Annotated in this window: 18 protein-coding genes and 1 tRNA gene; 8 read left to right on the top strand and 11 right to left on the bottom strand. The window is 64.4% G+C overall.

Annotated features, from left to right (window positions below; genetic code table 11):
• Positions 1-425: 425 nt before the first annotated feature.
• Positions 426-1,379 carry a DUF2510 domain-containing protein gene (locus tag ABH922_RS14080; RefSeq protein WP_424807502.1) on the bottom strand — a complete coding sequence of 318 codons (954 nt, stop codon included), beginning with the start codon at positions 1,377-1,379 and terminating at the stop codon, positions 426-428.
• A 470-nt stretch (positions 1,380-1,849) separates the two neighbouring features.
• Between ABH922_RS14080 and ABH922_RS14085 the strand changes: the two genes are divergently transcribed.
• Positions 1,850-3,478, top strand: a complete 1,629-nt coding sequence (locus tag ABH922_RS14085; RefSeq protein WP_424807503.1) for an acyl-CoA synthetase — start codon at positions 1,850-1,852, stop codon at positions 3,476-3,478.
• An 86-nt stretch (positions 3,479-3,564) separates the two neighbouring features.
• On the opposite strand, the gene ABH922_RS14090 is transcribed toward ABH922_RS14085, so the two are convergent.
• Positions 3,565-3,641: transfer RNA gene (locus ABH922_RS14090), tRNA-Met, on the bottom strand.
• A 456-nt stretch (positions 3,642-4,097) separates the two neighbouring features.
• Here ABH922_RS14090 and ABH922_RS14095 point away from each other — a divergent pair.
• Positions 4,098-4,646, top strand: a complete 549-nt coding sequence (locus ABH922_RS14095; RefSeq protein ID WP_424807504.1) for a transglycosylase family protein — start codon at positions 4,098-4,100, stop codon at positions 4,644-4,646.
• 166 nt (positions 4,647-4,812) lie between these two features.
• Here the strand turns inward: ABH922_RS14095 and ABH922_RS14100 are convergent, their stop codons facing one another.
• Positions 4,813-7,743: a UPF0182 family protein gene (locus tag ABH922_RS14100; protein ID WP_424807505.1), complete on the bottom strand. Its 2,931-nt coding sequence runs from the start codon at positions 7,741-7,743 to the stop codon at positions 4,813-4,815.
• Between the two features lie 175 nt (positions 7,744-7,918).
• Here ABH922_RS14100 and ABH922_RS14105 point away from each other — a divergent pair, with 175 nt between their 5' ends.
• Positions 7,919-8,521 carry a PPA1309 family protein gene (locus tag ABH922_RS14105; RefSeq protein ID WP_424807506.1) on the top strand — a complete coding sequence of 201 codons (603 nt, stop codon included), beginning with the start codon at positions 7,919-7,921 and terminating at the stop codon, positions 8,519-8,521.
• Positions 8,522-8,528: 7 nt separating this feature from the next.
• Here ABH922_RS14105 and ABH922_RS14110 read toward each other — a convergent pair whose 3' ends face one another.
• On the bottom strand, positions 8,529-9,551 hold the full coding sequence (locus tag ABH922_RS14110) for a YlbL family protein (RefSeq protein WP_424807507.1): 1,023 nt from the start codon (positions 9,549-9,551) through the stop codon (positions 8,529-8,531).
• A gap of 128 nt (positions 9,552-9,679) precedes the next feature.
• On the opposite strand from ABH922_RS14110, the gene ABH922_RS14115 reads away from it, so the two are divergent.
• The 3 genes from ABH922_RS14115 to ABH922_RS14125 all read left to right on the top strand — a co-directional run bounded on the left by ABH922_RS14115 (position 9,680) and on the right by ABH922_RS14125 (position 13,430).
• The gene (locus ABH922_RS14115) at positions 9,680-11,083 is read left to right on the top strand and encodes a zinc-dependent metalloprotease (RefSeq protein ID WP_424807508.1); all 1,404 of its coding nucleotides are present in this window, start codon (positions 9,680-9,682) and stop codon (positions 11,081-11,083) included.
• A 108-nt stretch (positions 11,084-11,191) separates the two neighbouring features.
• A complete protein-coding gene (locus tag ABH922_RS14120) occupies positions 11,192-12,082 on the top strand; it encodes a hypothetical protein (RefSeq protein WP_424807509.1) in 891 nt (296 codons plus the stop codon).
• Positions 12,083-12,086: 4 nt separating this feature from the next.
• Positions 12,087-13,430, top strand: coding sequence for an ABC1 kinase family protein (locus tag ABH922_RS14125; protein WP_424807510.1), 1,344 nt, complete (start codon positions 12,087-12,089; stop codon positions 13,428-13,430).
• 3 nt (positions 13,431-13,433) lie between these two features.
• Here the strand turns inward: ABH922_RS14125 and ABH922_RS14130 are convergent, their stop codons facing one another.
• The 3 genes from ABH922_RS14130 to ABH922_RS14140 all read right to left on the bottom strand — a co-directional run bounded on the left by ABH922_RS14130 (position 13,434) and on the right by ABH922_RS14140 (position 16,364).
• Positions 13,434-13,709 carry a WhiB family transcriptional regulator gene (locus tag ABH922_RS14130; RefSeq protein WP_424809675.1) on the bottom strand — a complete coding sequence of 92 codons (276 nt, stop codon included), beginning with the start codon at positions 13,707-13,709 and terminating at the stop codon, positions 13,434-13,436.
• A 213-nt stretch (positions 13,710-13,922) separates the two neighbouring features.
• Positions 13,923-14,096 carry a hypothetical protein gene (locus tag ABH922_RS14135; RefSeq protein ID WP_424807511.1) on the bottom strand — a complete coding sequence of 58 codons (174 nt, stop codon included), beginning with the start codon at positions 14,094-14,096 and terminating at the stop codon, positions 13,923-13,925.
• A 129-nt stretch (positions 14,097-14,225) separates the two neighbouring features.
• A complete protein-coding gene (locus tag ABH922_RS14140; RefSeq protein WP_424807512.1) occupies positions 14,226-16,364 on the bottom strand; it encodes an ATP-dependent DNA helicase UvrD2 in 2,139 nt (712 codons plus the stop codon).
• 96 nt (positions 16,365-16,460) lie between these two features.
• On the opposite strand from ABH922_RS14140, the gene ABH922_RS14145 reads away from it, so the two are divergent.
• Positions 16,461-16,727, top strand: a complete 267-nt coding sequence (locus ABH922_RS14145; RefSeq protein ID WP_424807513.1) for a mycoredoxin — start codon at positions 16,461-16,463, stop codon at positions 16,725-16,727.
• Positions 16,728-16,746: 19 nt separating this feature from the next.
• On the opposite strand, the gene nudC is transcribed toward ABH922_RS14145, so the two are convergent.
• Positions 16,747-17,655: an NAD(+) diphosphatase gene (gene nudC / locus ABH922_RS14150; RefSeq protein WP_424807514.1), complete on the bottom strand. Its 909-nt coding sequence runs from the start codon at positions 17,653-17,655 to the stop codon at positions 16,747-16,749.
• Between the two features lie 71 nt (positions 17,656-17,726).
• Positions 17,727-18,794, bottom strand: a complete 1,068-nt coding sequence (locus ABH922_RS14155) for a potassium channel family protein (RefSeq protein WP_424807515.1) — start codon at positions 18,792-18,794, stop codon at positions 17,727-17,729.
• 149 nt (positions 18,795-18,943) lie between these two features.
• On the opposite strand from ABH922_RS14155, the gene ABH922_RS14160 reads away from it, so the two are divergent.
• Positions 18,944-19,360: a DoxX family protein gene (locus ABH922_RS14160; protein WP_424807516.1), complete on the top strand. Its 417-nt coding sequence runs from the start codon at positions 18,944-18,946 to the stop codon at positions 19,358-19,360.
• Here ABH922_RS14160 and ABH922_RS14165 read toward each other — a convergent pair.
• Complete coding sequence (locus ABH922_RS14165) at positions 19,357-22,779, bottom strand: ATP-dependent helicase (RefSeq protein ID WP_424807517.1); 3,423 nt, start codon at positions 22,777-22,779, stop codon at positions 19,357-19,359. The two genes, ABH922_RS14160 and ABH922_RS14165, sit on opposite strands and share 4 nt — an antisense overlap.
• Positions 22,780-26,124: an ATP-dependent helicase gene (locus tag ABH922_RS14170; RefSeq protein WP_424807518.1), complete on the bottom strand. Its 3,345-nt coding sequence runs from the start codon at positions 26,122-26,124 to the stop codon at positions 22,780-22,782.
• Positions 26,125-26,165: the final 41 nt, after the last annotated feature.

Here is a 26,165-nt window from a genome sequence, read left to right on the forward strand (position 1 = left end):
GTCCTTTCGGTCGATGTTGCGTGTTCTTCGTGAGAGCGGGAGACTGACCTAGGTGACCGGCCCGGTACCATCGGGCCGGTCACTTTCGGCTACCTCCTGCGGTGACGTCCCTTGCGCTTGCGACGCTCGGTCAGATACCGCCGGAGTCGATGCTTTATCCCTGCTCGGTAGGTGAACCACCATCCGGTGATTATCGCTACCCAGAAGTAGATATCCGATTTGTCGGGCATCTCAGCTCCCACTCTGTTGAATTGTTGCAAGCCTTTCGGCTTGCAGTAGGGCCTCTCGGCCTTACATCTATTACTATACACCCATAAGGTAGTATTGTCTAGTCTTTTGACGGGGATCTGACAAAGAAAATGACCCGCCCACCATGTGGTGAACGGGCCATGTTTCGGGGGCCGCCTTCGAGCCTCTACAGCCACCTATTCGGGCGGGCTAACCAGGGGCGCAGTGTGGTCAGTCCACTGCCCGCCATCCCAGTAACGTTGCATTGGGTTACCGCTAGGGTCTGGATACCACCCTGCCGGGACCGATGGAGGCGGTGGTGGAGGTGCGGATACTGCAGTGACATCCTCGCGAATCGACTCGACAAATTCAGGTACTGGCGCTTGCGCTGACTCCGGCTCTGAATGGGTGGCCCGCTTACTCGCGACTGCACTCGCCTGATTCACGGCCGCAGCAAACTTTCGCGCATTACTCTCCTGCTTCGACTTCGCTTCAACCATGATGACTTGACCGTCTTCCAGGTCGATGGTCAGGTAGATGTTGTTCGTCTTTTTCTTTGCCATCGCGCCGATCGCTGTACCGACGCCAAGTGTGACGACGGAGCCAACGACCATGCGTGTAGCGGTCGTGCGCCGCTGGGTGCCACCGACTTCGACGGTGGCCCGAGCGCCGGCAACTGGATGCTTCGACATCTTGAAGTGGATGGAACCAGGCTTGAGTTTGATGCCTTCGAACTCCCCGAGGACCGCTTGATCCGCGAGCGCTTCCATCCAGCCGCGTTTCGGTGGGCCGGCCGTTGGCGTAAGTGTGCCGGGCGTGAAGTCGTCGATGGGCTGGGCATCGGCGAGCGCGCTTTCGACGGCGTGGGCGAAATCGGTAATCTTGTCCGCCCCGTTCACAAAATTGAAATCGTCCATCTTGTTGTCATCGAATCCAGCCCTGGATCGGAGGATCGCCCGAAACTCGGAAGACTTGAAGCCCTTGGTTTCTCGCCACTCGATACTCTCGATCGCTCCGAGTGGAATTACCCACGGTGACGCCTGCTTCTTCGCCTTTGCATTCAATATTCCACTGTGCTCAAACGTCAGCGTTTGTTCATCAGGGTTGAAGATCACCGTCGTCCCGTTGCCGGAATATCTCGTAGCCGTCATGCCAGCATCAAACCAGACAGAACGGTCGTAATGGGCATCCGATCCGCCAGCCAGCGCCTCGGATGATCGAATCTGTCACACCATCGGTCCCGTACTGGTCCCGCATCAGCACCGACAGCTATCGAAATGACGAGAACCTAGAGATGGCTTAGAACGATCTGACAAGCAGATATCCAAATTTCCCGCTCAGCCAAATATCCGAAGAAGATCCTCGACATTTTCGAAGGCACGCAGCAGATTCAGCAGCTCATCGTTGCTCGCCGACTGCTCGGAAAGTCGTCTGCTCAGCTCAAGTGATCTACTGACGGTTCTCGATTCGGCCGAGCCTGCGACGGCAGCACCTGCGTCGCAGGCTCGGTCCGGTCGCGATGTCGCTGATGCCATACCGGCGACAGCGATGTGACACACCCCACGCCGTGAGCGATTACTGTGGAGCAGGCCACACTTCGACTCTCGGAAGAGGTTCACGTATGCCCGGCTTGCTCACCAAGGTCACAGACACACTCGGCGCGGTCAGGGTGATGGCGCGCGCCGGCCTCGTGCCCCTTCCGCGACTTGATCACGGACTGAAAGCATTGGCCGCAGTGGACAAATACGGACCATTTGCCGGTTCGGTCCATGCACATTTTCTCAACGGCTACAACGCGGTGGCCATCATCGACGAGCGCGGACCCGTCACGTACGCCGACCTGGAGCGGCAGAGCAACGCGCTCGTACGGGCATGGCAGGAGGCGGGGATCACCTCCGATTCCGTACTGGGTGCGATGTGTCGCAACCATCGCGGACTTGTACTCACGATGCTCGCCGCTGCGAAGAACGGCACCAAACTCGTTCTCATGAACACCGGTTTCGCTCCACCCCAACTGGCGGACGTCGCCGCCCGGGAGAATGTGGTCGCCTTCGTCTACGACGACGAATTCTCCGAAGTCGCCGCCGCACTCCCCGGCGCCGTGCGCCGCTACCGAGCTTGGACCGAGAGCACTCTCACGTCCGACGCGACCACCCTTGATCAGGAGATCGCAGGCAGAAGTACGGATGCGGTCCCGGCGCCCGCGTCGACCGGCGGATTCGTCTTGCTCACCAGTGGCACCACCGGAACCCCCAAGGGCGCACCGCGCGGCCGTACCTCGCCACTGGCATCGGCACAATTCCTGGACCGGATCCCGCTGCGCCGAGGACAAACCATGATGATGGCCGCCCCCGTCTTCCACGGCACCGGCGTGTCCCAGTTCGCCATCGCTTTGAACCTCGGCCAGACGGTGATCATGCATCGCAAGTTCGATCCGGAAAACACGGTGAAGTTGGTGGCGCAGTATCACTGCGACAGCCTCGTGGTGGTGCCGACGATGCTCTCCCGCATCATCGACCTCGGTCCGGCGGTGCTCTCGACCTACGACACCAGTTCCCTGAAAATCATCTTCTCCGCCGGCTCGTCCCTGTCACCGGACTTGTGCAGGCGAGTAACGGCGTCCTTCGGGTACGTCCTGTACAACCTGTACGGGTCCACCGAGGTTGCGGTCGCCACGGTTGCCACCCCGGAAGACCTCACCATCGCGCCGGGAACGGCCGGACGGCCGCCGGTCACCTGCCACGTCACATTGTTCGACGAGAACGACCGACCCGTGACAACCCCTGGCGTCACCGGCCGAATCTTCGTCTCCAGTGGCCTGAGCTTCGAGGGCTACACCGACGGCCGCGACAAGGAAAGGATCGACGGACTGGTCTCCACCGGCGACGTCGGACACTTCAACGCCATCGGCCTACTGTTCGTGGACGGCCGCGACGACGACATGATCGTCTCGGGCGGCGAGAACGTCTTCCCGCTCGAAGTGGAGAACCTACTCGCCGAACGGGACGAGGTACTCGACGCGGCAGTGGTCGGCGTGACGGACGAGGACTTCGGACATCGACTACGCGCCTTCGTCGTCGTCGCTCCAGGTACCGAGGAGAACTCCGACGACCTCCGTGAGCACGTCCGTACCAACCTGGCCCGCTACAAGGTGCCCAGAGACATCATCTTCATCGACGAGCTTCCCCGCAACGCAACCGGGAAGCTCCTGCGGAAGGTTCTCGAGAACATGGACGTGAGCGACGCCTGAACCCTGCTGTGCGCCTTTGTCAACCGCCGGAGGTTGACGAAGGTGCACAGCAAAAAGCCCGGAGGCAGGGCCTCCGGGCTTTTTCTTGGTAGCGGGGACAGGATTTGAACCTGCGACCTCTGGGTTATGAGCCCAGCGAGCTACCGAGCTGCTCCACCCCGCGATGCATGAATAAAGTTACACGAGCGGATAGACAGAACACAAATCGCCAGGAAACCCCCGATGGACGACGGAAAATTCGCCGATATCACCCAAAATCAGTGATCGGCTTCACAATTCGAGCGTGACCATCGCCACATAACAGACATGTAACGAAGATGCTTCGAAACGGCAACGACGATTGTCACGCTGGGCTTTAGTTGAATTCTGTCCGATTTCTTCGCTCTTCGCGTCCGAAATCGGAGGAATGACGATTGCTCGAGGCTGACGTACGGTCGATCCCGGCCCGAATCAACCGGGCGAACTCCGACCCGCCGCTGCCTGACTCTGCCCCGCGGGACCGGAACCCCTGAAACCTTCGAGGGGCAGAGACACGGAGAGACAAGCGCCCGGGACGAGACGCACCATTCGAACCGCAGGCCCGCCGCTGTCAGCAAGCGCGGAGAGGATTTACCCCGACATGACGTACACCAGTATCACCAAGCGCACCCTCGGAACGCTGGCCGTAGCCGGCGCCTTCGTCGCAGTGCCGCTGACGATCAACACCGGTACCGCTTCCGCAGCCACCCACAACTGGGATGGCGTCGCACAGTGCGAGAGCGGCGGGAACTGGAGCATCAACACCGGAAACGGCTACTACGGTGGCCTACAGTTCTCCCAGAGCACCTGGACCGCCAACGGTGGGACCGGATCACCGGCTCACGCGTCCAAGGAAGAGCAGATTCGCGTGGCCGAGAACACCCTCAAGACACAGGGCCCCGGCGCCTGGCCCGTGTGCGGACAGCGCCTGACCGTCGCCAGCGAACCCGTCGTCGTCGACGCACCGGCTCCGGCAGTCCAGGCGCCGGCAGTCCAGGCACCGGCCGCCATCGAGATTCCGGCGGAGATCGCTCCCTACGTGCGCCAGGCGTACGACACCGCCCGTGAGCTCGCCGGCCAGTACGGCTTCTCCGCACAGTTCCAGCAGCTCTCCGATGCGAACCCGGAGATCGTCGCAGCCCTGCGCTGACCGACGTGATCCGCTCGGCGAGAAGCGGCACCTCCGAGACGTTCGGCAGGTGCCGCTTTTCTGCTGTCCGACCGAGAAACCGCAGATCCGCTACCCGAGGTACGACGACAGGCCCGCCACCCGAATTCCGGGTGGCGGGCCTGTCGTCACTTACCTTGCGAGAGTGTTACTTACCGAGGTTCTGGTAAGCGTCCACCGCCTTCTGCAGAGCGTCCAGCGCTCGGCCGTAGGCAGCGAAGTCGCCGCCTGTCTGCGCGGTCTTCAGATCTGCCAAGGCTTTGTCGACCGTGGCCAATGCAGCGGCAGTCTGCTCCGGGGTCACCGGAGTGTTGGCTGCAGGCGGGGGCGGCGGCGTGGCCGGAGCCGTCGTCGGCGTATTCCCCTCACCGTTGTCGGTCGGCGCCGGCGGCGTCACCGTGGCGGCCGCACCTGCACCCGGCCAGATCTGACTGATCGCCTCGGACACCGTCGGCGCGTAGCCGATTCGAATTCCGTTGGTGTCACTGAAGCTCACGAGCACTCGCGCCAACTGAGGGAAGGCATTCTGCGAGTTACGCTGCGAGTACAGCGGCTCCACATACAAGATTCCACCCTCGGCGATCGGCAAGGTCAACAGATTGCCGTACTGAATCTTGTTGGACTGCTTGAGCAGTGACACTTCGGATGCGACTCGCGAGTCCGAGGTCATGGCGGACTGCGCCTGTTGCGGGCCCTGAGTCTGGGTATCGGTGGGCAATTGCAGGACTGTGAACTTGCCGTAGTTCTCCTTGTCGTTTGCCACCGAGATGTGCGCAGAGAGCAGCTCTCGGTTGAAGCCCACCATCGGAGAGGTCAGACGGAAGTCCGGTTGCGCCGTGTCCTTGTTGCCGACCAACACGTAGTAGGGCGGCTGGTTTGCACTCGTGTCGATGGTCGGATCACTCGGCACCGACCAGAACGCGTTGTTCGTGAAGAACTCGCTCGGATCGTCGACGTGGTACTTGGCGAGCATCTCGCGCTGAACCTTGAACAGATCCTCCGGGTAGCGCAGATGTGCCTGCAGGTCGTCGGAGATGTCGCTCTTGGGCTTGACCGTGTCCGGGAACACGCCCATCCACGCCTTCAAAACCGGATCGTTCTCGTCGTACTGGTACAACGTGACCGTTCCGTCGTACGCGTCGACGGTCGCCTTGACCGAGTTGCGGATGTAGGACACTTCCTGACGCGGGATCAGTCGACCGGTGGTCTGATCGATGCTGTCCTCGACCAATCCGTCCAACGAACTGCGCTGAGCGTACGGGTAGTCCTGCGCGGTGGTGTAACCGTCGATGATCCACTGCATCTTGCCGTCCACGACAGCCGGGTACGCAGCGCCGTCAGTGGTCAGCCACGGCGCCACCGCCTTGACGCGTTCCTTGGGATCTCGCTTGAAGATGATCTTGGAGTTGTCACCGATGGCGCTCGAGAACAAGATGTTGCGCTCGGTGTACTTGGCAGCGAACGCCAACCGGTTGATCCAGTTGCCGATCGGGACGCCACCCGAGCCGGTGTAGGTGTACTTCGAGGTGTCGGTGTCGTACTCCCGGGGGCCTTCACCGTCGACCGAACCGACGATCGAGTAGTCCGCGTCCGACTGGGAAATGACCTCGCCGTAGTACGAACGCGGGTTGTCGAGCTTGAGGTTCTCGTTGTCCGGAGTGGTCGACAGATCACTGACCGTGTAGATCGGGTAACCGCCGGTGTTGTTCTGGTTGTCGCCCTGTACGACGGTGACCTCGTTCGCCTGCGCGGCGACGAACCCGTTTCCGTGGGTGTACACGGTGTGCTTGTTGATCCAGTCGGTCTGGTTGCCGGTCAGGTTGGCCGGCGACAACTCGCGTGCCGCGACGACGAAGTCACGAAGCTGACCGTCCTGCTCGTACCGGTCGATGTTCAGCGTCTGCGGGAAGCCGTAGAAGTTCTTGAGCTGCCGCTGTGCGGTGAAGGTCGGTGACAGGATCGTCGGATCCAGCAGTCGGGTGTTGGCGATGGTGGTGCGGTCGGCGGCCACATTCTGTGGTTCGCTCTTGCCGACACCGGGATAGTCGACGTATTCGACGTTGTCACTCGTTATCCCGTACGCCTGCCTGGTGGCTTCGATGTTGCGCTCGATGTACGTGCTCTCCTTCGACGCCGCGTTCGGCTTGACCGAGAACTGCTCGACCACCATCGGCCAGACGGCACCGACGAGGACCGACGAAAGCACCAACAGCGCCACACCCATGGCGGGTACTCGCAAGTCGCGGGTGAAGATCGCCGTGAAGAAGGCCAACGCGCAGATGATCGCGATGGACATGAGGATCAGCTTCGCCGGGAGCACAGCGTTGATGTCCGTATAGCCGGCACCGGTGAACGTCGGCTCCTTGCGCCCACTCGAGAGCAACGAATAGCGATCGAACCAGTAGGCAACCGCCTTGAAGAGCACGAACACACCGGCCAGAATCGCGAGCTGCACTCGTGCCGCGGTGGTGAAGGAACCGCCACGCCCGGCCAGCTTGACGCCACCGAAGATGTAGTGGGTGAGCAGGTTTGCCACGAAGGCCAACAGGATGGAGACGAACAGCCAGTTCAGAACGAACCGGTAGAACGGAAGATCGAAGGTGTAGAAACCGACGTCCACGTTGAACTGGGGATCGGTAATTCCGAACGAGCCACCGTTGAAGAACAACTGGACTGTGACCCAGTTCGACTGGGCGATCAGTCCCGACAGAATGCCGATCGCGATCGGGATGACGACGCCGAACAGACGCAGTCGAGACATCACGGTCGTGCGGTAACGAGCGATCGGATCATTGGGCCCGGATACCGGAACGAACACCGGACGCGAACGATAGGCGAGGAGCATCGCGAGCCAGACGACGGCCGCCACGATGATGCCGACCACGAAGAACAGGCTGATTCGGGTCAGCAGAACCTTCGTGAACACGCCGCGATAGTCGACTTCGCCGAACCACAACCAGTCCGTGTACATGCTGATCAGCCGTGGACCTACGAGCAGAAGAGCCGCTATGACAACGGCAATCACCAACAGGATTCGACTACGTCTGGACAGAGAGGGTATACCTGCGGGGGGCCGCATGCCCACGTGCCACGCTCCAAAATTCGGCGACACCTTCGCGTCGCAACCGATTGCATCGATCAGTGCAGCCAGACCCCTTCCGGGAATGGCCGTGTGAAACCACTGTACGTAACTACTGTCACAGGTTGGCAACGCGGCGAGTCCGCCCCCTGCCGGCAAGTGCAAAGATGAACGGGTGAGTGAAGAGAATACGAGCCGATCACCGAGCGCCCTCGCCCGCTGCGTTCACGAAGTGGTCGACCATGTCGACGCGGAGGGTTGGGACCAACCGCCGCGCCTGTACGCACTGGTTCCGACACATCTGCTCGCCGCGGCCGAACCCGGACTCCTCGACCATCTGGCGGACGGCGCCGAGTACACCCCGATCGAGCAGGAAGCACTACCCGAGGACATTCTCGGTGGCACTCCTGCCCTCGACGAGTTTCTCGCCACGACGCATTGGCCCGAGTCCGTCGAAGGCTGCATTCTCGTCCAGGAAATAGTGGTCCTGCCGCCGACCGCCGAATCGGATCTCGATCACGCGACCGCTCCGGTGCTCACCGACCACCATGCCGCCGACGAGGTGGCGCGTCTGACTGCGAACAACCACCCGGACCGACGAGAGGCACGACTGTTCGTCGGCGTCCTACGCGACGGGCCCTCGCTCGCGCTGTTGCAGATGCGACCCGACGAGGACGCGGACCCCTACGGCGACATGGAGCTTCTGACCTACGACGGTCTGGCTCCGCATCTGGTCCACGCGCTCTACGCAACTCTGGACGAAGCGGACGACGACTGATCGCGGCTCAGCAACTCGGCGCGTCCCCGCCCTTGTCGAGGCTGTCGAGCGCACTCACCGCGCCGGCAAGGTCGTCGACTTTGACCAACCGAAGGCCTTCCGGCGCATTCTGTTTCGCCTCGTCACAATTTTGGGAGGGCACGAGGAAGGTGACCGCCCCCGCGTCGGCGGCGGCGATCAACTTGTAGCGGATGCCGCCGATGGGACCGACGGTTCCGTTGGAGTCGATGGTTCCGGTACCTGCAACGAATTCGCCGCCGTTCAATTCGCCGGGACTGAGCTTGTCGATGACGGCGAGAGTGAACATCAGCCCGGCCGACGGGCCACCGATGTCCGCGAGATTGAAGGTGACCGTGAACGGAACGTCGGGTATCTCGGTGGGCGTGATGCCGAGGTACCCGACATCGTTGTGGCCGGGGCGAGTGCCGATCTCGACGGGCACCGTCGTCTCGACGCCTGCGCGCCTGACGGTGATCGGCACTTCGGTGCCGGGGGCGATCGCCGCCACCGCCTTCTGTACGTCCGTGACCGTTCCGACCGCGGTGTCACCGATTTTCAACAAGACGTCGCCCTCGACAAGCGCACCCGAGGCGGGCCCGTCGGCACCGACGTTCGAGACGGTGAGATCGACGGGCTTGTTCAGAAAGTGCAGCGCCGCCAGTTCCGCGCTGTCCTCGGACTGCTGAAAGTCCGCGGTGTTCGCCTGCTGTACTTCTTCCTTGGTCTTCGACGGCGGATACACCTCGGCACGCGGAACGAGTCCGTGGCTACCGCTGGCCCACAACCCGAACGCCTCGAAGATGTTGAGGCCGTCGCGCACGGATACCGTCGTCATGTTCAGATGTCCCGTGGTGGGGTCGATGTCCGTGCCCTCGATGTCGACCACCTGTTTGCCGTCGACTTCGCCGAGGGTGTTGAACGTGGGGCCGGGTCCGAGGGCCACGTACGGAACCGTGACGGAGGTTCCGACGATTCCCAACACCAGAACGGGGGCGAGTGCGGCCACGAGCGTGACGATCCGTCGATTCACCTGACCCAGGGTAGAGCGCCCGCGCCTGGCGTGGTCTCACGGCACTGCCGACCGTCGTCGCCGACATGTTCGCCGTCAGCGTGACTGCGAGCGCGACTCCGGGCGTGGAAGCCTTGTACCGTTGAGGTATGAGCAATATGCCGTTCGGCTTCTCCAACTCCGACGACGATCCCGATCGCGACAAGAACGCATCGGGTGGCAATCCGTTCGGAGGTGGTCAGATGCCGTTCGGATTCGGCGCCGGTGGTGATTCCTTCGATCCCGCACAGCTGGGTCAGATGTTGACTCAGTTCGGTCAGATGCTCAGTGGCATGGGTTCGTCGATGGGCAGTGGGCAGTCGGGTCCGGTGAACTACGACATCGCGACGAAGCTCGCTCGCCAACAGATCGGCTCGGTCACGCCGATCACCGAAGGAAACGTCAAGGCCGTCGCCGATGCCGCGCACCTGGCTGAACTGTGGCTGGACGCGGCGACCACGTTGCCTGCCGGCGCGACACGCACTCTCGCCTGGACGCCCAACGACTGGATCGACAACACCATCGATCGCTGGAAGCGACTGTGCGATCCGGTGGCCGAGAAGGTGTCGGGCATGTGGGTTCAGGGCCTCCCGGAGGAAGCACAACAGATGGCAGGCCCGATGCTGGGCATGCTCGGCCAGATGGGCGGTTTGGCGTTCGGATCGCAATTGGGCCAAGCGCTCGGGCAACTCTCGAGCGAGGTGCTCTCGTCGACCGATATCGGTCTACCTCTCGGACCGGAGGGCACCGCAGCTCTGTTGCCCGCCGCGGTTGCCGCATTCAGCGAGGGTCTCGAGCAGCCGCATCAGGAAGTGCTGGTCTTCCTCGCTGCGCGGGAAGCGGCACATCAGCGTCTCTACAGCCACGTGCCGTGGTTGCGTCAGCGGGTACTCTCCACCGTCGAGGAGTACGCGCGCGGAATCACCATGGACTTCTCCGCCATGGAGGAGTTCGCCAAGGACTTCGATCCGTCGACCCTGAGCGATCCGAGCAAGCTGGAAGCTCTGATGCAGCAGGGAACGTTCGAACCCCAGAACACCCCGGAGCAGAAGGCAGCTCTCGAGCGTCTCGAAACACTTCTCGCGCTCGTCGAGGGCTGGGTGGAGACCGTCGTCACCGATGCGCTCGGCGAGCGACTGCCCGGCGTGGCCGCGATGAGTGAGACGCTGCGTCGTCGGCGGGCGACGGGCGGTCCGGCCGAACAGACCTTTGCGACATTGGTCGGCCTCGAACTGCGCCCACGGAAGGTGCGCGAGGCGGCCGGTCTGTGGCGCACGCTCACCGACGACGCCGGCATCGATGCCCGTGACGGTGTGTGGTCACACCCCGACCTGCTACCCGATTCCAGCGATTTGGACGCACCGACCAGCTTCGTCCAGGGAATCGTCGGCGGCGGCGAGAAGAGCGACTTCGACGATCCGATCGCTCAGCTCGAGGCCATCGAGGCCAAGGAGCGCGCCGCTGAAGCGGCGATGGACAAGGCGCGCGAGGACGACGAGGACACAGACAAGTAATTTTTTTCACCGGCAGGGCGAGAGCCGCAGGTCACTGCGGCTCTCGCCCTGTGGACAACCTGCCGGTGAGCCCGATGGGCGGGCGGGCGCGGTGTGAACATCTAGGACATGGACACCGCCAGGAACATCTCCAGTCGTGCCACAGTCCCGCAATGGGACACCCGGATAGCCATGCTGCTTCGCCCGGACGGACGCCTTCAGCTCGGCTGGAATCCCGAACGAGCGATGACGCTGACTCCCCCGCCGGGTATCGACAGCCGGGGACTGCAGTCGTTGCTCCGGTCCATGGACGGCCGGACGACCTTGCCGTCGCTGCTGTGGAAGGCTGCGCAACTGGGTGTCGCTCCGGCAACCATGGAAGCGCTCGTCGACGAACTCACCCGATCCGGATATCTGCGCCATGCCGATACCGCCACGGGTCCGGTTCGGATACACGGTCGTGGTCCGTTGTCCGACGCCATCGCCGGTGCGCTGCGCTCGGGCGGGGTTTCAGCCCGTCGCTCACACGGCTACACCAACAGCGACGTCGTCGGCGAGTGGAACGAAAGTCTGGTGGTTCTCACCGACGACGTGGTCACCGATCCTCGACTGGTAGCTGATCTGGTGCGCGGCGGTCTGCCCCATCTGTCAGTCCGTCTGCGGGACGGGACGGCGGTCGTCGGCCCGCTGGTCCTTCCCGGACGATCCAGTTGCCTGCGCTGTGCCGATATCGTCCGCTCGGCAGCCGATCCGGACTGGCTGCATCTGTCGGCGCAACTGCTGGGCAGCGCCGGGCACGCCGAGGCCTCGATCGTCCATGCCGCCGTCTCGTTCGCCCTGTCCGAAATCGACGCTGTACTCAACCCCCGTACCCACGCTGCTCCGTCCGGTTTGTCGGCAACCGTGGAAATCGAGCTGAATCCGTATCGGGTCACGACTCGGCGCTGGCCTCGTCAATCGTCGTGCAGCTGCCAATACCTTGCACCCGATACAGGCGAAGAACGCGTCGGTCAGCCATGATGGTGTGGTGCCCGAGATCCCACGCAAGAGTTCCACCCGAACAGCCAAACTCGCGAGCATCCCTCTGGGAATCGCCGGCCGGGCCGCCATGGGCTTCGGCCGAAAACTCGCCGGCGGCGACAAGGGCGAGATCGACGCCGAGTTGAGCGCCAAAGCCGCCGAGCAGCTGTTCGCTGTACTCGGCGAGCTCAAGGGTGGCGCCATGAAACTCGGGCAGGCGCTCAGTGTGATGGAAGCTGCGGTGCCCGAGGAATTCGCGGAGCCGTATCGCGAGTCGTTGAACAAGCTCCAGGCTGCGGCACCGCCACTTCCGACGAAGCAGGTTCACAAGATGCTGGACCAACAGCTGGGGACGAAGTGGCGCGAACGGTTCACCTCGTTCGACGACGAACCGACGGCCTCGGCGAGCATCGGCCAGGTACACCGTGCCGTGTGGTCGGACGGCCGCGACGTTGCCGTGAAGGTGCAGTATCCGGGAGCCGACGAAGCGTTGCGCGCCGACCTGAAGACTCTCGGCCGGTTTGCGGGTCTCTTCGGTTCGGTCATGCCCGGTGTCGACGTGCGCCCGGTCATCGATGAGTTCACCGCTCGCACCGAGGAGGAACTCGACTACCGGATCGAGGCGAACAATCAACGTGCATTCGCTGCAGAGTTCGACGGCGACCCTCAGTTCGCGGTGCCCAAGGTGATTGCCAGTGCGCCGAAAGTGGTGGTGACCGAATGGATGACCGCGACACCACTGACGAAGATCATCGAGAGTGGAACCGCCGAACAGCGCAATGCCGCCGGTGCGCTCCTCGCCGAGTTCCACTTCGCCTCACCTGCTCGCGTCGGTCTGCTGCATTGCGATCCGCATCCGGGCAACTTCATGCTTCTCGATGACGGCCGACTCGGAGTCATCGACTTCGGCGCGGCGGCCCCGTTTCCGAACGGATTGCCGCCCGTGCTGGGTGCCATGGTGCGGCTGGCCGTGCAGGAACAGTTCGACGAGTTGACGGAGTTGTTGCGGGCCAACGGTTTCGTCATTCCCGGACGTGACGTCACCGATCAGGAGATCGCAGACTACCTGCGCCCGTTCACCGATCCGATCCAGACGGAGTCATTCCACTTCACTCGTTCGTGGCTCCAGCGAGCCGCCGGAACTGCCACTGATTTCAACAGTGCGCAATTCCGGACGGCCCGTGCTCTCAATCTTCCACCGCAGTACCTGATGATCTTCCGGGTACTGCTCGGTTCGGTGGGTATCTGCGCTCAATTGGATGCGAATGCGCCGTACATGGCGATTCTGACCCGCTGGCTACCCGGTTTCACCGAACCCACCGAAGGTGAAGCCTCGTCGGCCGAGTGACGCTCACGCGCACACGAGCTGCTTCCTCGGTCGACCCCTCGGTCTCTTCCTGGCGATGACAGCGCCCTGATCGAGGATCTCACCACCCCAGACTCCCCACGGCTCGGCGCGATCGAGAGCCGCGCTCAAGCAACGGGAACGGATCGGGCATGCCGCACACAGGGTCTTGGCCTGCTCGAGTTCGGCGGGAGACTCCGCGAACCACAGGTCGGGGTTCGTGACCCGGCACGGCAAGTCGCGGCGTGTGGACGCTACCTCGATGAACGATACCGCTGCCACGGAAGTTGTTTCGGTGGTGGAGTTCTCGGAATCCACTCGGTTCAGGTTGGCAGACAATTCGTCTCCTAGTGCTCGGGTGCGACTCGGTGTCGCAAAGAAGGGTTCTGTGGGTGCGAACCTGTGCCGAGTCGAAAACCGAGAAGTCGGTTGTCCAACAGAAAGGCCACGGTCCGCGAGGGTGCGGGTCCGTGGCCGTAAGTGAACGGGAGTGTCCTACCGAGAAATTTCTCGATGGCTTGAGAACACGGACTCGACAGCTGCTTTGCCTGCTGCGGCGAAGCGCAGGCGTGACGCGTGCTGCGCCGATCCCGCTGCTTGCGGCAGCATGGGGGCGGCAACAGCGAACTTCGCGTTCACGCGCGCTTCGTAGGAAATCAAGTTCGTCATTTCTTGCCACCTCCATTTCGTGTCGGTCCGGATATTTTCCGTGTACGGGTTGCCCCGTAACACCGAAAACCAGAGTAGAGAATCCGTTGAATCTACACAACCTATTTTTGACCTGCGGTTATGCACCGGTCAGAGGTCGAGTGTTTCGGCTCTTATGTCACCGCGGATAACTGCCAACACGTCTTCGCCGTAACTGTCGAGCTTCTTGGGGCCGATGCCCGAAATCGCGACCAACCCTCGACTGTCCTGCGGCCGCTGCTCCGCGATCGCCATGAGAGTTGTGTCACTGAAGACCACGTATGCCGGCAACTTGAGCTCTCGAGACTTGTCCAGGCGCCACGCCCGCAACTGCTCGAGCAGTGCGAGATCTGCGTTGGACGGGCACTTCTCGCACCGGCCGAGCATAGTGGCCGGGGTTCCGATCAGCGGTTTGCCGCACACCCGGCACCGAGGGCGCTTCTTGTTACCCGTCGCCGGAGCAGCCACCCGCGACGCCGGCGAATCCTCCGGAATCAGACCGTTGAGGAACCGCGAGCGGCGACGCGACTTCCGTCCGCCCTCGTTGCGGGCGAGCGCCCACGACAGGTGCAGGTGTTCGCGCGCGCGGGTCACCCCGACATACAGCAGTCGCCGCTCTTCCTCGACTCCGACGTCGTCGGCACCGGAGTTCGCGTCACCGAGAACGTGCTGGATGGGCAGCGTTCCGTCGTTGAGTCCCACCAGGAACACCGCATCCCATTCGAGACCCTTAGCCGCGTGCAGCGACGCCAGAGTGACACCCTGCACCGTCGGTGGGTGCCGCGCTTCCGCACGAGCGGTCAGTTCCCGCATCAACCCGGTCAAGGTCAGATCGGGATCGTGACCGAGTTGCTCCTCAGTGAGTGTCACCAACGCCGTCAGCGACGCCCAGCGCTCACGCGCCTGTGTACCCGACGGCTCCTCGGTGGTCAGACCGAGCGGGGCGAGCACGGCCCGCACCAACGACACGAGTGCCTCCCCGGTATCCGCGCCCGCCGGTAGATCCTCACGTACCGACGCCTGCCGCAGCGCCGTCACGGCCTGCCGTACTTCGGTGCGGGTGAAGAATCCTTCACCGCCGCGAACCTGGAACGGTATACCCAGTTTGGTGAGGGCCTGCTCGTGCGCCTCGGACTGCGCGTTGATCCGGTACAGAACGGCGATCTCCGCTGCCGGCGTCCCGGCCGCGATGAGCCGCTTGACAGCCCGTGCGACGCCGAGAGCTTCGGCCGGTTCGTCGTCGAACTCCGTGAACTCCGGTTCGGGGCCTCGAGCGCGCTGCCCGATCAGCTGAAGGCGAGTGCCCGCGATCCGTCCGCGGGCGGCACCGATGACCCGATTGGCCAACGACACCACTTCGGGGGTGGACCGGTAGTCACGTTCGAGGCGGACAACCGTCGCGTCCGGGAATTTGCGCGAGAAGTCGAGCAGGTAACCGGGTGTGGCCCCGGTGAACGAGTAGATGGTCTGGTTCGCGTCGCCGACCACCGTGAGGTCGTCTCGATCACCGAGCCAGGCGTCCAGTACTCGCTGCTGCAGCGGCGTGACGTCCTGGTACTCGTCGACGACGAAGCACCGGTACCGCTCGCGGAACTCGTCGGCGACGGTGGAGTGTTCCTCGAGGGCCGCGGCCGTGTGGAGCAGGAGATCGTCGAAGTCGAGGAGCATTCCGTCCTGGCCGCGCGCTTTCAATTCCTCGTACACCGAATAGACCTGGGCCACCTTCGTCGCGTCGACCGGTGCCTCCCGGCGCATTTTGGCGATGGCACGCGGATAATCTTCCGGTGCGATCAGCGAGGCCTTGGACCACTCGATCTCACTGGCCAGATCTCGCACGCTCTCCGTACTGGTCGGAAGTCCGACGCGCGCGGCCGCGCTGCTGACGACCGCGAACTTGCGGTCGAGGAGTCTCCACTCGGTGTCTCCGATCACCTGCGGCCAGAAGTACTTGAGCTGCCGCAACGCCGCGGCGTGGAATGTCCGCGCCTGCACCTGTGGGCCACTGCCGCCGACACCGAGTTCGCGCAGCCGGCCCCGCATCTCACCGGCCGCGCGGGCGGTGAAGGTCACTGCCAGCACTTGTCCGGCCGAGACGTGACCGTCTGCAACCAGGTGCGCGATCCGACGGGTGATGGTGCGAGTCTTACCTGTTCCCGCGCCCGCAAGGACACACACCGGTCCGCGCGGGGCGAGCACGGCGGCTGATTGTTCTGGATCCAGTCCGGTCTCCGCAGGCATGTGGACCATCATGTCAGGGCCTTCCGACACACCCCTCGCCGCGCCCGTGACCGGCGCGAACCGGGGTGGACGCGGAACAAGTACCGCGGTCGTGGTGTTATATCGGCCGTGACTTCTACCGACACCACCCCGGCCCTGACCATCTATTCGACCACCTGGTGCGGCTACTGCCGCCGCCTCAAGACGCAACTCAACGCGTCGGGTATCGAGTACACCGAGATCGACATCGAGAACGACCTCGCCGCAGCCGAGTTCGTCGGCAGCGTCAACGGCGGCAACCACGTGGTCCCCACGGTCAAGTACGCCGACGGCAGCGTTGCCACCAACCCTTCGCTCAACCAGGTCAAAGACGCCCTCGCGTCGCTGAAGAAGTGAGCAGGCGGCGGCAGCCTGCTCACGCTCGGACTGCCGCCCAGCTCTCGAGGATTCCGCGCGCGATGGACACCGAACCCGGCAGTAGCAGCGGAGTGTCGGCATCGGACGCCCAGTCGCCGAGTTCGAGAGCCTTGCGTACCTCTGCCCTGGTGAACCAGAAGCCTTCGGCGATCTCCCCGTCCGCGAAGAGCAGCGGCGCGGCGGGATCGCCGATCGCCGTGAATCCGAGCATCAAGGAGCGCGGGAACGGCCACGGCTGGCTTCCGAGGTAGCGCACGCTGTGGACGTCCACGCCCACTTCTTCCTTGATCTCTCGGATGACGCACGTCTCGAGCGATTCCCCCGCCTCGACGAATCCGGCGAGAATCGAGAACCGACGCTCCGGCCACGTCGGCTGACGGGCGAGCAGAACGCGATCGCCGCCGTCGTGAACCAGGCAGATGACGGCAGGATCGGTACGCGGAAACTCCTCGTGGCCGGTCGTACTCGAGATGCGCGACCACCCGGACATCGTGGGCCGGCTCGGTGCACCGTCGATCGCGCTGAAGCCCGCACTGTCGTGCCAGTTGAGGATGGCAACCGCACCGGTCAGCATGCCCGCGTCGGCGTCGCCGAGGGTTCCGCCGAGTATCCGCAGCTCCGAGAGCCTACCGGCCAGCACCGTCACTCGATGTGCCCAGACGTGCCGCCCGTCACGAATGCCCAGGAAAACGGCACCCGAGACCGGCTCGGGTCCCAGATCCGTTGCCGCTCCGAACACGAGATTCCCGTCCGAATCGACGACCACCTGGCCGCTCGGATTGACCCGCAACAACTGGGCGTCACCCCAACCGGCCTCGAGAGCGGCTTCGTCGGAGCGCAACTCCTCGGCGCGTCCGACACTCGAGCGGGAGAGCAATGGAGTTTCGTTCAGCTGAAAGTCGTACACCGCAACGACATTACTGCGCCGCGGTGACACCGCGGCGTCCAGTGCCCCCGTTACCCGCGTGCACCGGTTCTCTAGTTGGTGACGCGGCGAATGTAGAGCAGCCGATCGTTTGCCTCGACCGCATCGACCTCGGGTGAACCGACACGAACCAGGCGTCCGTCCCGGACCACACCGAGAACGATGTCCGCCAGGTGCCGGGGCGATCCGCCGACCTCGTCGCGTTCGACAGCGCGTTCGGCAATCGCGAAGCCTGCTTCCGGAGTGAGAAGATCCTCGATCATCTCGACGACGGTCGGGGTGGTGGTCGCGATACCGAGGAGTCGACCTGCGGTCTCGGACGAGACAACGACCGAGTCCGCGCCGGACTGTCGGAGCAGGTGTGCGTTGTCGGTTTCACGAATCGCCGCCGCGATCTTGGCCTTCGGGGCCAACTCGCGGGCCGTCAAAGTCACCAGAACCGCCGTGTCGTCACGGTTGGTGGCCACGATGATCGACGCGGCGTTCTGCGCTCCGGCAAGACGAAGGACGTCCGACTTGGTCGCCGAACCGAAGACCGTCACCAGCCCCTTGGCGGCGGCGGAATCGAGAACCGCCTGATCGGTGTCCACCACCACGATCTCCGATGCCGGGACGCCGTCTCCGAGCATGGCTTCGATCGCGGTTCGACCCTTGGTGCCGTAACCGACGACGACGGTGTGATTGCGCACTTGCTGCCTCCAACGCTGAATTTTGAACGCCTGCCGTGAACTCTCGGTCAGAGCGGACAGGGTGGTGCCGACCAACACGATGAGAAAGAAGATGCGCAGTGGTGTGATGAGCAGGACGTTGACCAGTCGCGCCGAGGGCGTGAACGGAGTGATGTCGCCGTATCCGGTGGTCGAGAGCGACACCGTCGCGTAATAGACACAGTCCAGGAGCGAAAGCTCGTCACCTTGGACATCCCGGTATCCCGAGCGGTCCACGTAGACGATGGCCACGGCCAGCCCCAGTGCCCCGAGCGCTATCAGCACGCGCTTGTAGATGGCTCGGAACGGACTGCTCTGGAACTGGGGTATCCGCAGGACTCCGACGAGCGCGAAGTCCGGTTGATCGGACAACGCCTCCGACCTACTCAGTCGGGCCCGGATTCTTCCGGCCATACCTGGACACTCCCACTCGTTCTTCGTACGGATACCGGCAGGCAGCGTAACCCCACGTGGTGGGGTCCGACATTCGGGGACACACACCGTACGGCGCCCCGGTGGTCACCCTAGTGGCACTGTGACCTCCAGTGAGGCAGGGTGGAGAAATGTCCTCCACGAGTTCGTTCCACGGTTTCGACACCGCACGTCCCAGCCAGGCGGCGGCATTGCGTCTGTCCGCACTGTTGATCGGCGCGGGAGCCATGCATTTCGCGACGCCTACCTTCTTCGACAGCACCGTGCCCCGGCAACTGCCCGGAGCTGCGCGCACTTACACCCAGGTCTCTGGTGTGGCGGAACTGGCGATCGGTACGGCCCTGTTGGTTCCCAAGACGCGCAAGCTCGGCGGTGCCCTGGCGGCAGCGCTGTTCATCGCGGTATTCCCGGCGAACATCCAGATGGCGGTGGACTGGTGCCGGAGCAAGAAGACCTCGACCCCGCAGAAGATCGGATCCATTGCTCGCCTGCCGCTGCAGATTCCGTTGGTGACCGAAGCACTCAAAGCTCGACGTAACGCCCGCTAGTTCACCTCGTCCGGTTCGGCGTCGCGGGCGCCGGCCGTGCGGATGAGGTGTGCGAGCGCGGCGCCGTCCGGCAGGTTCTCCGGGGCGATGGTGCGCCCTGATCGGACGTAGTGGAATGCGGCTCGCACCTTGTGAAGCGGGAACTCCTCCCGGCGCCCCATCGATCTGGCCCGCGCCGACATCAGCTCCGCCCACGCCACCCGGTACGCCGCCAACTGCATCACCACCGCCTCTTCGTTGGCTGCGGACGGCTCGGCACCGGTCTTCCAGTCGATGACCGTCCATCCGCCGTCCGGGTCGGCGAACACCGCGTCGATACGCCCCCGTAGCACCGTTCCCGCGATGGACGTCTCGAACGGTACTTCCACCTCCATCGGGCTGCGGTTGGCCCACGGAGAACGCAGGAAGGCATCCTGCAACTTGACCAGGTCGGTTTCGGGGCCTGCACTGTTGTCGGCTGCTCCGGGGAGCTCGTCCAAATCGAGCAGACGCGTCGCCCCGAACCTCCGCTCGATCCAGGCGTGGAAGGCCGTACCGCGTCTGGCCAGTGGGTTCGGCGGATACGGTAATGGTCGACGCAGACGAGCGGCCAACTCGTCCGGATCGGCTTTGAGGTCCACAAGCTGGGTCACCGAAAGCTGGGCGGGTAGAACCACTTCGGCACGTGCCGAGGCTCTGGCTTCGCGCTCGGCGAGCAATGCGTCGACATCCGATGCCCAGTTCTCCGGATCGTCGGCGGCGGAATCGGTATCGTCTTCGGCGGCGCATACCGGCTCTCTCGCACGCTCGGCCAGAGCGGCGAGAACACTGGCTGCGCCCGCTTCGACAGCCTCCCGACGAGAACCGAGCGGGTCCGGTGGCCACTGCGCGGTGCGCGGCGTGGATGCCAGCGGGTTCTCGGAATCAGGTTCGGGATCGCGAGCCCAGGTTTCGACGATGCCGATCGGCGCGCGGGAATTGTCGGCGTCGTCGTCCGCGGTGACCATCTGATGCAGTTCGTGCAGAAACTCCGAGGGCCCTTTGGGATCCGAGCCGGATTCTGCCCAGTGATGTGCCGAGATGAACAGCGCCCGTTCAGTTCTGGTGAGAGCGACGTAGAACAGACGGCGATCCTCGTCGAGCCGACGATCGCCGAGTGACTTCTTGTGCGCGGTGATCGCGTTCTCGAGGTCCTTGCGGTTGTACACCTCGTCGAGGTCGAGCACCGGTACGCCGTCGGCGGAATCCGCATCCGTTGCCCGGTCACCGCGAAGCGACGGCGGCAATTCCGCAAGAGCACCGAGCCACGAACCGGAGGCAGTGGACGAGGGGAACACACCGTCACAGACATGTGGAACCGCGACCACCTCCCATTCGAGCCCTTTGGCCGAGTGCACGGTGAGAATCTGCACACGATCCGGCGCTACTTCCACTTCTCCTGGCGCCAAACCCTTCTCGACCTGTTCGGCGGCCGCGAAGAACGACAACATGCCGACCAGGTTGGCCGTCGGACGCGTGGCGTAGTTCGCCACGACGTCGGCAAAAGCGTCCAGATGCTCTCGCCCGGCTGTGCCGACGGCTCCGAGCCGGGTGCGTGCTCCGGCTTCGATACCGATGCCGAGCACACGTTCCACCTCGGCCACCAGTTCGGTCAGCGGTTGGCCGATACGTTCACGCAGTGATGCCAGTTCCGCTGCGATCGAATTGATCCGGGTGTATCCGAGCGCGGAATAGCGTTCTGCCGGGCCGGGATCGGAAATCGCGTCGATCAGGCCCGCCTGCTCGGCGTTCTCTCCCGGCAGTGATTCCTGGACTGCGGTCGCCAGGGCGGCCGGGTCGGTGACCGCGCCGGCCGTGCCGTATCCGGCCGAGATGGCGAGCTCGCGCGAGCGCTGAGAGAGTGCGGCCAGGTCGCGCGCGCCGACCTGCCAGCGCGCCCCGGTGAGTATCCGGACGGCGGCACTGCCCGCGAGCGGATCTGCAACCACCCGCAACATCGCGATGACGTCGGCGACCTCCGGTGTGTGCAGGAGCCCGCCGAGACCGACTACCTCGACCGGTAGTCCTTTCGCCCGCAACGCCTCGGCCAGCGGAGCCGCGTCGGCGTTTCGACGAATCAGCACGGCAGCGGTGGGCGGTGGCTTGTCCTGTGCTCGTGCCGCGTCGTACTGCTCGGCGATCTTGTCCGCCACCCAGCGGCGTTCGTCTTCGACGTCGGCGAGCAATGCCAGTCGGATATCGCCTGCGGTGGCGCCGGGGCGGGCCCGCAACGTACTGACGGCTACGCCCCGCCGGCGCAACGGCGCGGATGCCAGATTGGCCAGCTCGAGTGCTTCGGGTGGGTTCCGCCAGCTGGTCAGCAGTTCCAGTGTCGGCGCCGGGCGTGTGCCCGAGAGTGGGAAGTCGGTGGCGAAACGCGGCAGATTCGCTGCCGAAGCACCGCGCCAGCCGTAGATGGACTGCATCGGATCGCCGACGGCGGTCAGAGCGAGCGCGGAGTCCGCGCCACCGCCGAACAGCGACGAGAGCAGCACGCGTTGAGCGTGTCCGGTGTCCTGATACTCGTCGAGCAGTACCACCCGGAACCGCTCGCGTTCGGCCTGCCCCACCTCCGGATGCTCGGATGCGACCCGCGCCGACAGCGACATCTGGCTACCGAAGTCCAATGCGCCTTCACGGCGCAAGGTTTCGGCAAGGCGAGCGACGATGGGCAAGAGTTCGATTCGCTTGTGCTGCACGTCCAGGTAGCCGAGAAGTTCCTTACTCGGCCCACCGCGCTGCTTCGGGCCGGCGGGCAGCGTGTGGATCAGTTGGTCCAACTCGGTGTGCGCCCCCAGAAGTTGCTCCGGGTCGACGAGGTGTTCGGCAAGTTGACCGGCAAGGGCGAGAACGGTTTCGGTGATCGAACCCGGATTCTTGTCGGTGTCGAGGTCGCCATCCCAGTTGCTGACCACGCGGTGCGCCACCTGCCAGAGTTCGGTCTCGGAGAGCAGTGTTGCACTCGGCTCGATCGGCAGCAGCAGACCGTGCTCGGAAAGCAGTCGTCCGGCGTACGCGTGGTACGTGCTCACCTCGGGTTCACCGGCCAGGATGCGGGCCCGGACACCACCGGTGGGATCGAGTGCTCGCAACACGTCGGATCCGGCCAAGCGTGCCAGACGCTTTCGGATTCGCGCGGTGAGCTGCTGCGCGGCTTTACGGGTGAACGTCAGTCCCAGTACCGCTTCGGGGTCGACGTATCCGTTGGCCACCAGCCACACGACGCGGGCCGCCATGGTCTCGGTCTTGCCTGCCCCCGCGCCCGCCACCACCAGCGTCGGACCGAGAGGGGCCGCGATGACGGCAGACTGCTCCGGGGTCGGCGGATGCTGACCGAGCGCCACCGCCAGGTCGACGGGATCGATCTTCGGCGCTCTGAGCTTCGGCGTCGCGGCAGACATCTACTCGCTCACCTGCCGTCCCTCGTCGTGCGCCGGGCAACTCGACCGCACCGGGCAGTGCCGGCAGCCGTCGTTGACCCGCGCCAGATACTGCGGGCCTTGCGTCGCGGCGGCGGCGTCGTGAATGACCTCGCGCCACATCTCGACTGCCTCGGCGGTCAGGGGTGGTTGCACACGCTGCGTCGCTCCGTCCTTCCGATTGGCCTTGGCGACGAAGACGAGGCGGGCTCCGCCCGGCTGGGACGGTGGTTCACCGGCAATCGCTCCCTCGGCCGCCGCTACCTGGTAGGCCGCCAATTGTGCGTGGGACTGCGTGGCTTCGTTGGTAACCGGATTACGGGCCGTCTTGACGTCGACGACGACGGGCCTGCCTTCGGTATCGCGCTCGAGCCGGTCGATTCGCCCGCGCAGTTTCACGGTGGGTGCGCCTTCCTCACGAGGTTCGAGGATGCCCTCGACTGCCACCTCGACGCCGATTTCGGTGAGTTCTCCGCGGGTGGCGTTCATCCAGGCGGTGAAGGTGGCCAGCATTTCACGGGTGCGATTGAGTTCGCGCCGCGAATACCATTGCGAGCCCAAATCGATCGATTCCCAGGCATCTTCGAGTGCTTTCTCCACCTGGTCCGGAGGAATTCGACCGGCAAGCGCCTGGACCAGTGTATGGACGAGGGTACCGGCGATCGCATGGGTGTTCTCTCCGTCCGATCCTCCGTGCCGCTCGAACACCCAACGAAGCGGACATGTCTCGAGGAGTTCGATGGTGGACGGCGATAGCGACACCGGGCCGTCTTCGGGCTTCCACAACGGCGCGAGGGTGCTGGGTTCGGCGGTGCCGTACCACTGATCGGGATGTGCGCCGCGCACTCCGGCTGCGGCCAGGCGAGCCAACTGCCGCGCTGCCCGCGTGTGCTTGTCCGGGTCGACGCGCGCGATGTCGGGATCACACACGACGCTGCGGAGTTGGGCCAGGAGGGCCGGCAGCGAGAGCACCCTCGTGTCGCCTGCCTCGGGCGTCACCTCTCGGTCCGGTTGGAAGTCGCCGGAGTATTCGTCACCGCGGATCAGCTCGTCGACAAACCGCGACGGCAGCAGATCGGTGTCGCCCGCCGCCGATTCGACCGCGGTGACCAGCAACGTGCGGCGTGCCCGACTACACGCGACGAGGAAGAGTCTGCGTTCGTCGGCCAACAACGGCGCCGTGCGCGAAAGTCGTTCGGCAGCTGAATCGCTGCCGTCGGACACCCCGTTGACCAGGTCGATGAGTGCCTCGATCCGCAGCAGTGACCCACGAGCACGCAAGCTCGGCCACAGACCTTCCTGTACACCGGCCACCGCGACGACGTCCCATTCGCGACCCGCCGCCGCATGCGCGCTGACCACGGTGACGGCGTCCGGCGTGATGACCGATCGACTGCGCGAATCCGTCGGAATCTCCTGGCTGGTCAGGTAGTCGACGAAGCCGGCGAGTTGCGAGCGTGGCAGCCTGTCCACGTAGCTGGCTGCTGCGTCGAAAAGCGCAACCACCGCGTCGAGATCACGATCGGCTTGGGAACCGATCGGCCCGCCGCGCGCCGACGCCGCCGCCCAGCGCCGTTCGAGTCCGGTGGCCTGCCACGCCGCCCACAACACCTCTTCGACTCCGAGCCCACGCTCGAGGGGAACCCTGGCCTTGCGCAGCACTGCCAGCACCCGAGTCAGCGCCGCCGCCTCGACGTCGGTGAGTTTGCTCATCAGCCGCTTCGACTGTGCACGATCGTCGCCGATCAGGATGAGCCGCAACAACTCTGCGGAATCACGATCGCCGCCTGCCGCCAGCTCGACGCGGCGCAATCCACGTCGCAGGCGACGCAACGTGACCGGCTCGGCGCCGCCGATGGGTCCGGCCATCAGCGCAAGGGCGTCGTCACCGGTGAACTGGTCGCCGCCGAGTGCACGAAGCGCGAGCAGTAGCCCGGACACACCGTGTTGGCGAGCCAGTGGCAGTTCGGTGGCCGCGGTGGTGACCGGTACGCCGGCAGCAAGCAGTGCACGTCGCAGCGGTGCGAGGGTTCGCGGCACCGAACGCACGATCACGGCCATGTCCGACCAGGCGATGCCGTCGAGTAGGTGAGCGCGGCGCAGTGTGTCCGCGACGACGGCGGCTTCCTTGGCGGTGGTGCCCAACAGTCGCACCGACGCCGTGCCCGGATTGTCGTCGGAGAGGTCCGCGGGCGCCGCGATCCGGTGGGCGAGGTTGCCGGGTAGGCGAGCGGAGATCTTCGACGTGATCGATGCGATGTCGGCATTGTTGCGGTGGGTGACGGGTAGAACGACCTGGCGTTCGTCACCGCGCTCGGCGAGGCCGAGTAGGAAGCCGGAATCCGCGCCGCGAAACCCGAACACCGACTGATCCGGATCACCGGCGATCACGGTGCTCACGGTGCCGGTGCCGATCAGCTGAACCAGTTGTGCCGCTTGAGGATCGAGATGCTGGGCATCGTCGACGAGCAGGTGCCGGATACGGGTTCGTTCGGACTGCAGGAGGTCCGGATCGGTGGCGAACGCCGTGAGCGCGGCACCGATCAATTCGGCCGCATTGAGGGCCGGCGCAGTCGCCTCGGGAGCCTCCACCCCGACGCTGCCGCGCAGCAGAACACCGTATTCGTAGACCTGCGCGAACTTCCCGGCGGCGACCCATTCCGGACGGCCGTGCTTCTTACCCAGTTTGATCAGATCTTCCGGGCCCAGACCACGTTCGTCGGCCCGGAGCATCAAGTCTCGAAGCTCCACGGCGAAACCGTTCATGGCAAGCGCCGGCCGCAGCCGCTCCGGCCAGTAGTGGGCGCCGTCGTCCAGATCACCGCGCAGCATCTCCCGGATCACGGCATCGTGCTCGGCGCCGGTGATCAGACGCGGCGGAGCGTTCCCGTGCGCGGCCGCCTGCAACCGGAGGACGGCAAAGGCATAGGAGTGGACGGTGCGAACCAACGGTTCACGAGTCGCCTGCGGACCACGCTCCTGCTCGAAGCCGAACAATCCGGCGGTGATCTGTTCACGAACCTGCGTCGCGGCTCGACGCGACTGGGTGAGGACGAGCACCGACTCGGGATCTTCTCCCCCGGAGATCTTCTGTACCGCCAGATCCACGAGCAGCGACGTCTTGCCGGTGCCGGCGCTGCCCAGAACCTGCCAGGGGTTCCACGGCGACGCCCCGGTGAATGCGAGCATGAACGAATCCTCGGCCGGCGGCTCGAACAATCGGGACGTGCCGTCGTCCCATCGGCGCGAGGTGAGTGACGGCGCGAGGCGATGCACCAACCGCGCCCGCGGAACGGTGACCTTGTTGCGAACCGACGTCTCACTCACCCCGGCATTCCATCAGAGAGCACCGACATCTCACGCATCGC

The sequence above is a fragment of the Rhodococcus sp. 27YEA15 genome (assembly GCF_049739425.1).
Taxonomy (GTDB): domain Bacteria; phylum Actinomycetota; class Actinomycetes; order Mycobacteriales; family Mycobacteriaceae; genus Rhodococcus_F.

Excerpts from the sequence above, each read along its gene's own strand:
- ABH922_RS14080 (WP_424807502.1), bottom strand. The coding sequence starts at position 1,379 with ATGACGGCTACGAGATATTCCGGCAACGGGACGACGGTGATCTTCAAC.
- ABH922_RS14085 (WP_424807503.1), top strand. The coding sequence starts at position 1,850 with ATGCCCGGCTTGCTCACCAAGGTCACAGACACACTCGGCGCGGTCAGG.
- ABH922_RS14095 (WP_424807504.1), top strand. The coding sequence starts at position 4,098 with ATGACGTACACCAGTATCACCAAGCGCACCCTCGGAACGCTGGCCGTA.
- ABH922_RS14100 (WP_424807505.1), bottom strand. The coding sequence starts at position 7,743 with ATGCGGCCCCCCGCAGGTATACCCTCTCTGTCCAGACGTAGTCGAATC.
- ABH922_RS14115 (WP_424807508.1), top strand. The coding sequence starts at position 9,680 with ATGAGCAATATGCCGTTCGGCTTCTCCAACTCCGACGACGATCCCGAT.
- ABH922_RS14120 (WP_424807509.1), top strand. The coding sequence starts at position 11,192 with ATGGACACCGCCAGGAACATCTCCAGTCGTGCCACAGTCCCGCAATGG.
- ABH922_RS14135 (WP_424807511.1), bottom strand. The coding sequence starts at position 14,096 with ATGACGAACTTGATTTCCTACGAAGCGCGCGTGAACGCGAAGTTCGCT.
- ABH922_RS14140 (WP_424807512.1), bottom strand. The coding sequence starts at position 16,364 with ATGATGGTCCACATGCCTGCGGAGACCGGACTGGATCCAGAACAATCA.
- ABH922_RS14155 (WP_424807515.1), bottom strand. The coding sequence starts at position 18,794 with ATGGCCGGAAGAATCCGGGCCCGACTGAGTAGGTCGGAGGCGTTGTCC.
- ABH922_RS14160 (WP_424807516.1), top strand. The coding sequence starts at position 18,944 with ATGTCCTCCACGAGTTCGTTCCACGGTTTCGACACCGCACGTCCCAGC.
- ABH922_RS14165 (WP_424807517.1), bottom strand. The coding sequence starts at position 22,779 with ATGTCTGCCGCGACGCCGAAGCTCAGAGCGCCGAAGATCGATCCCGTC.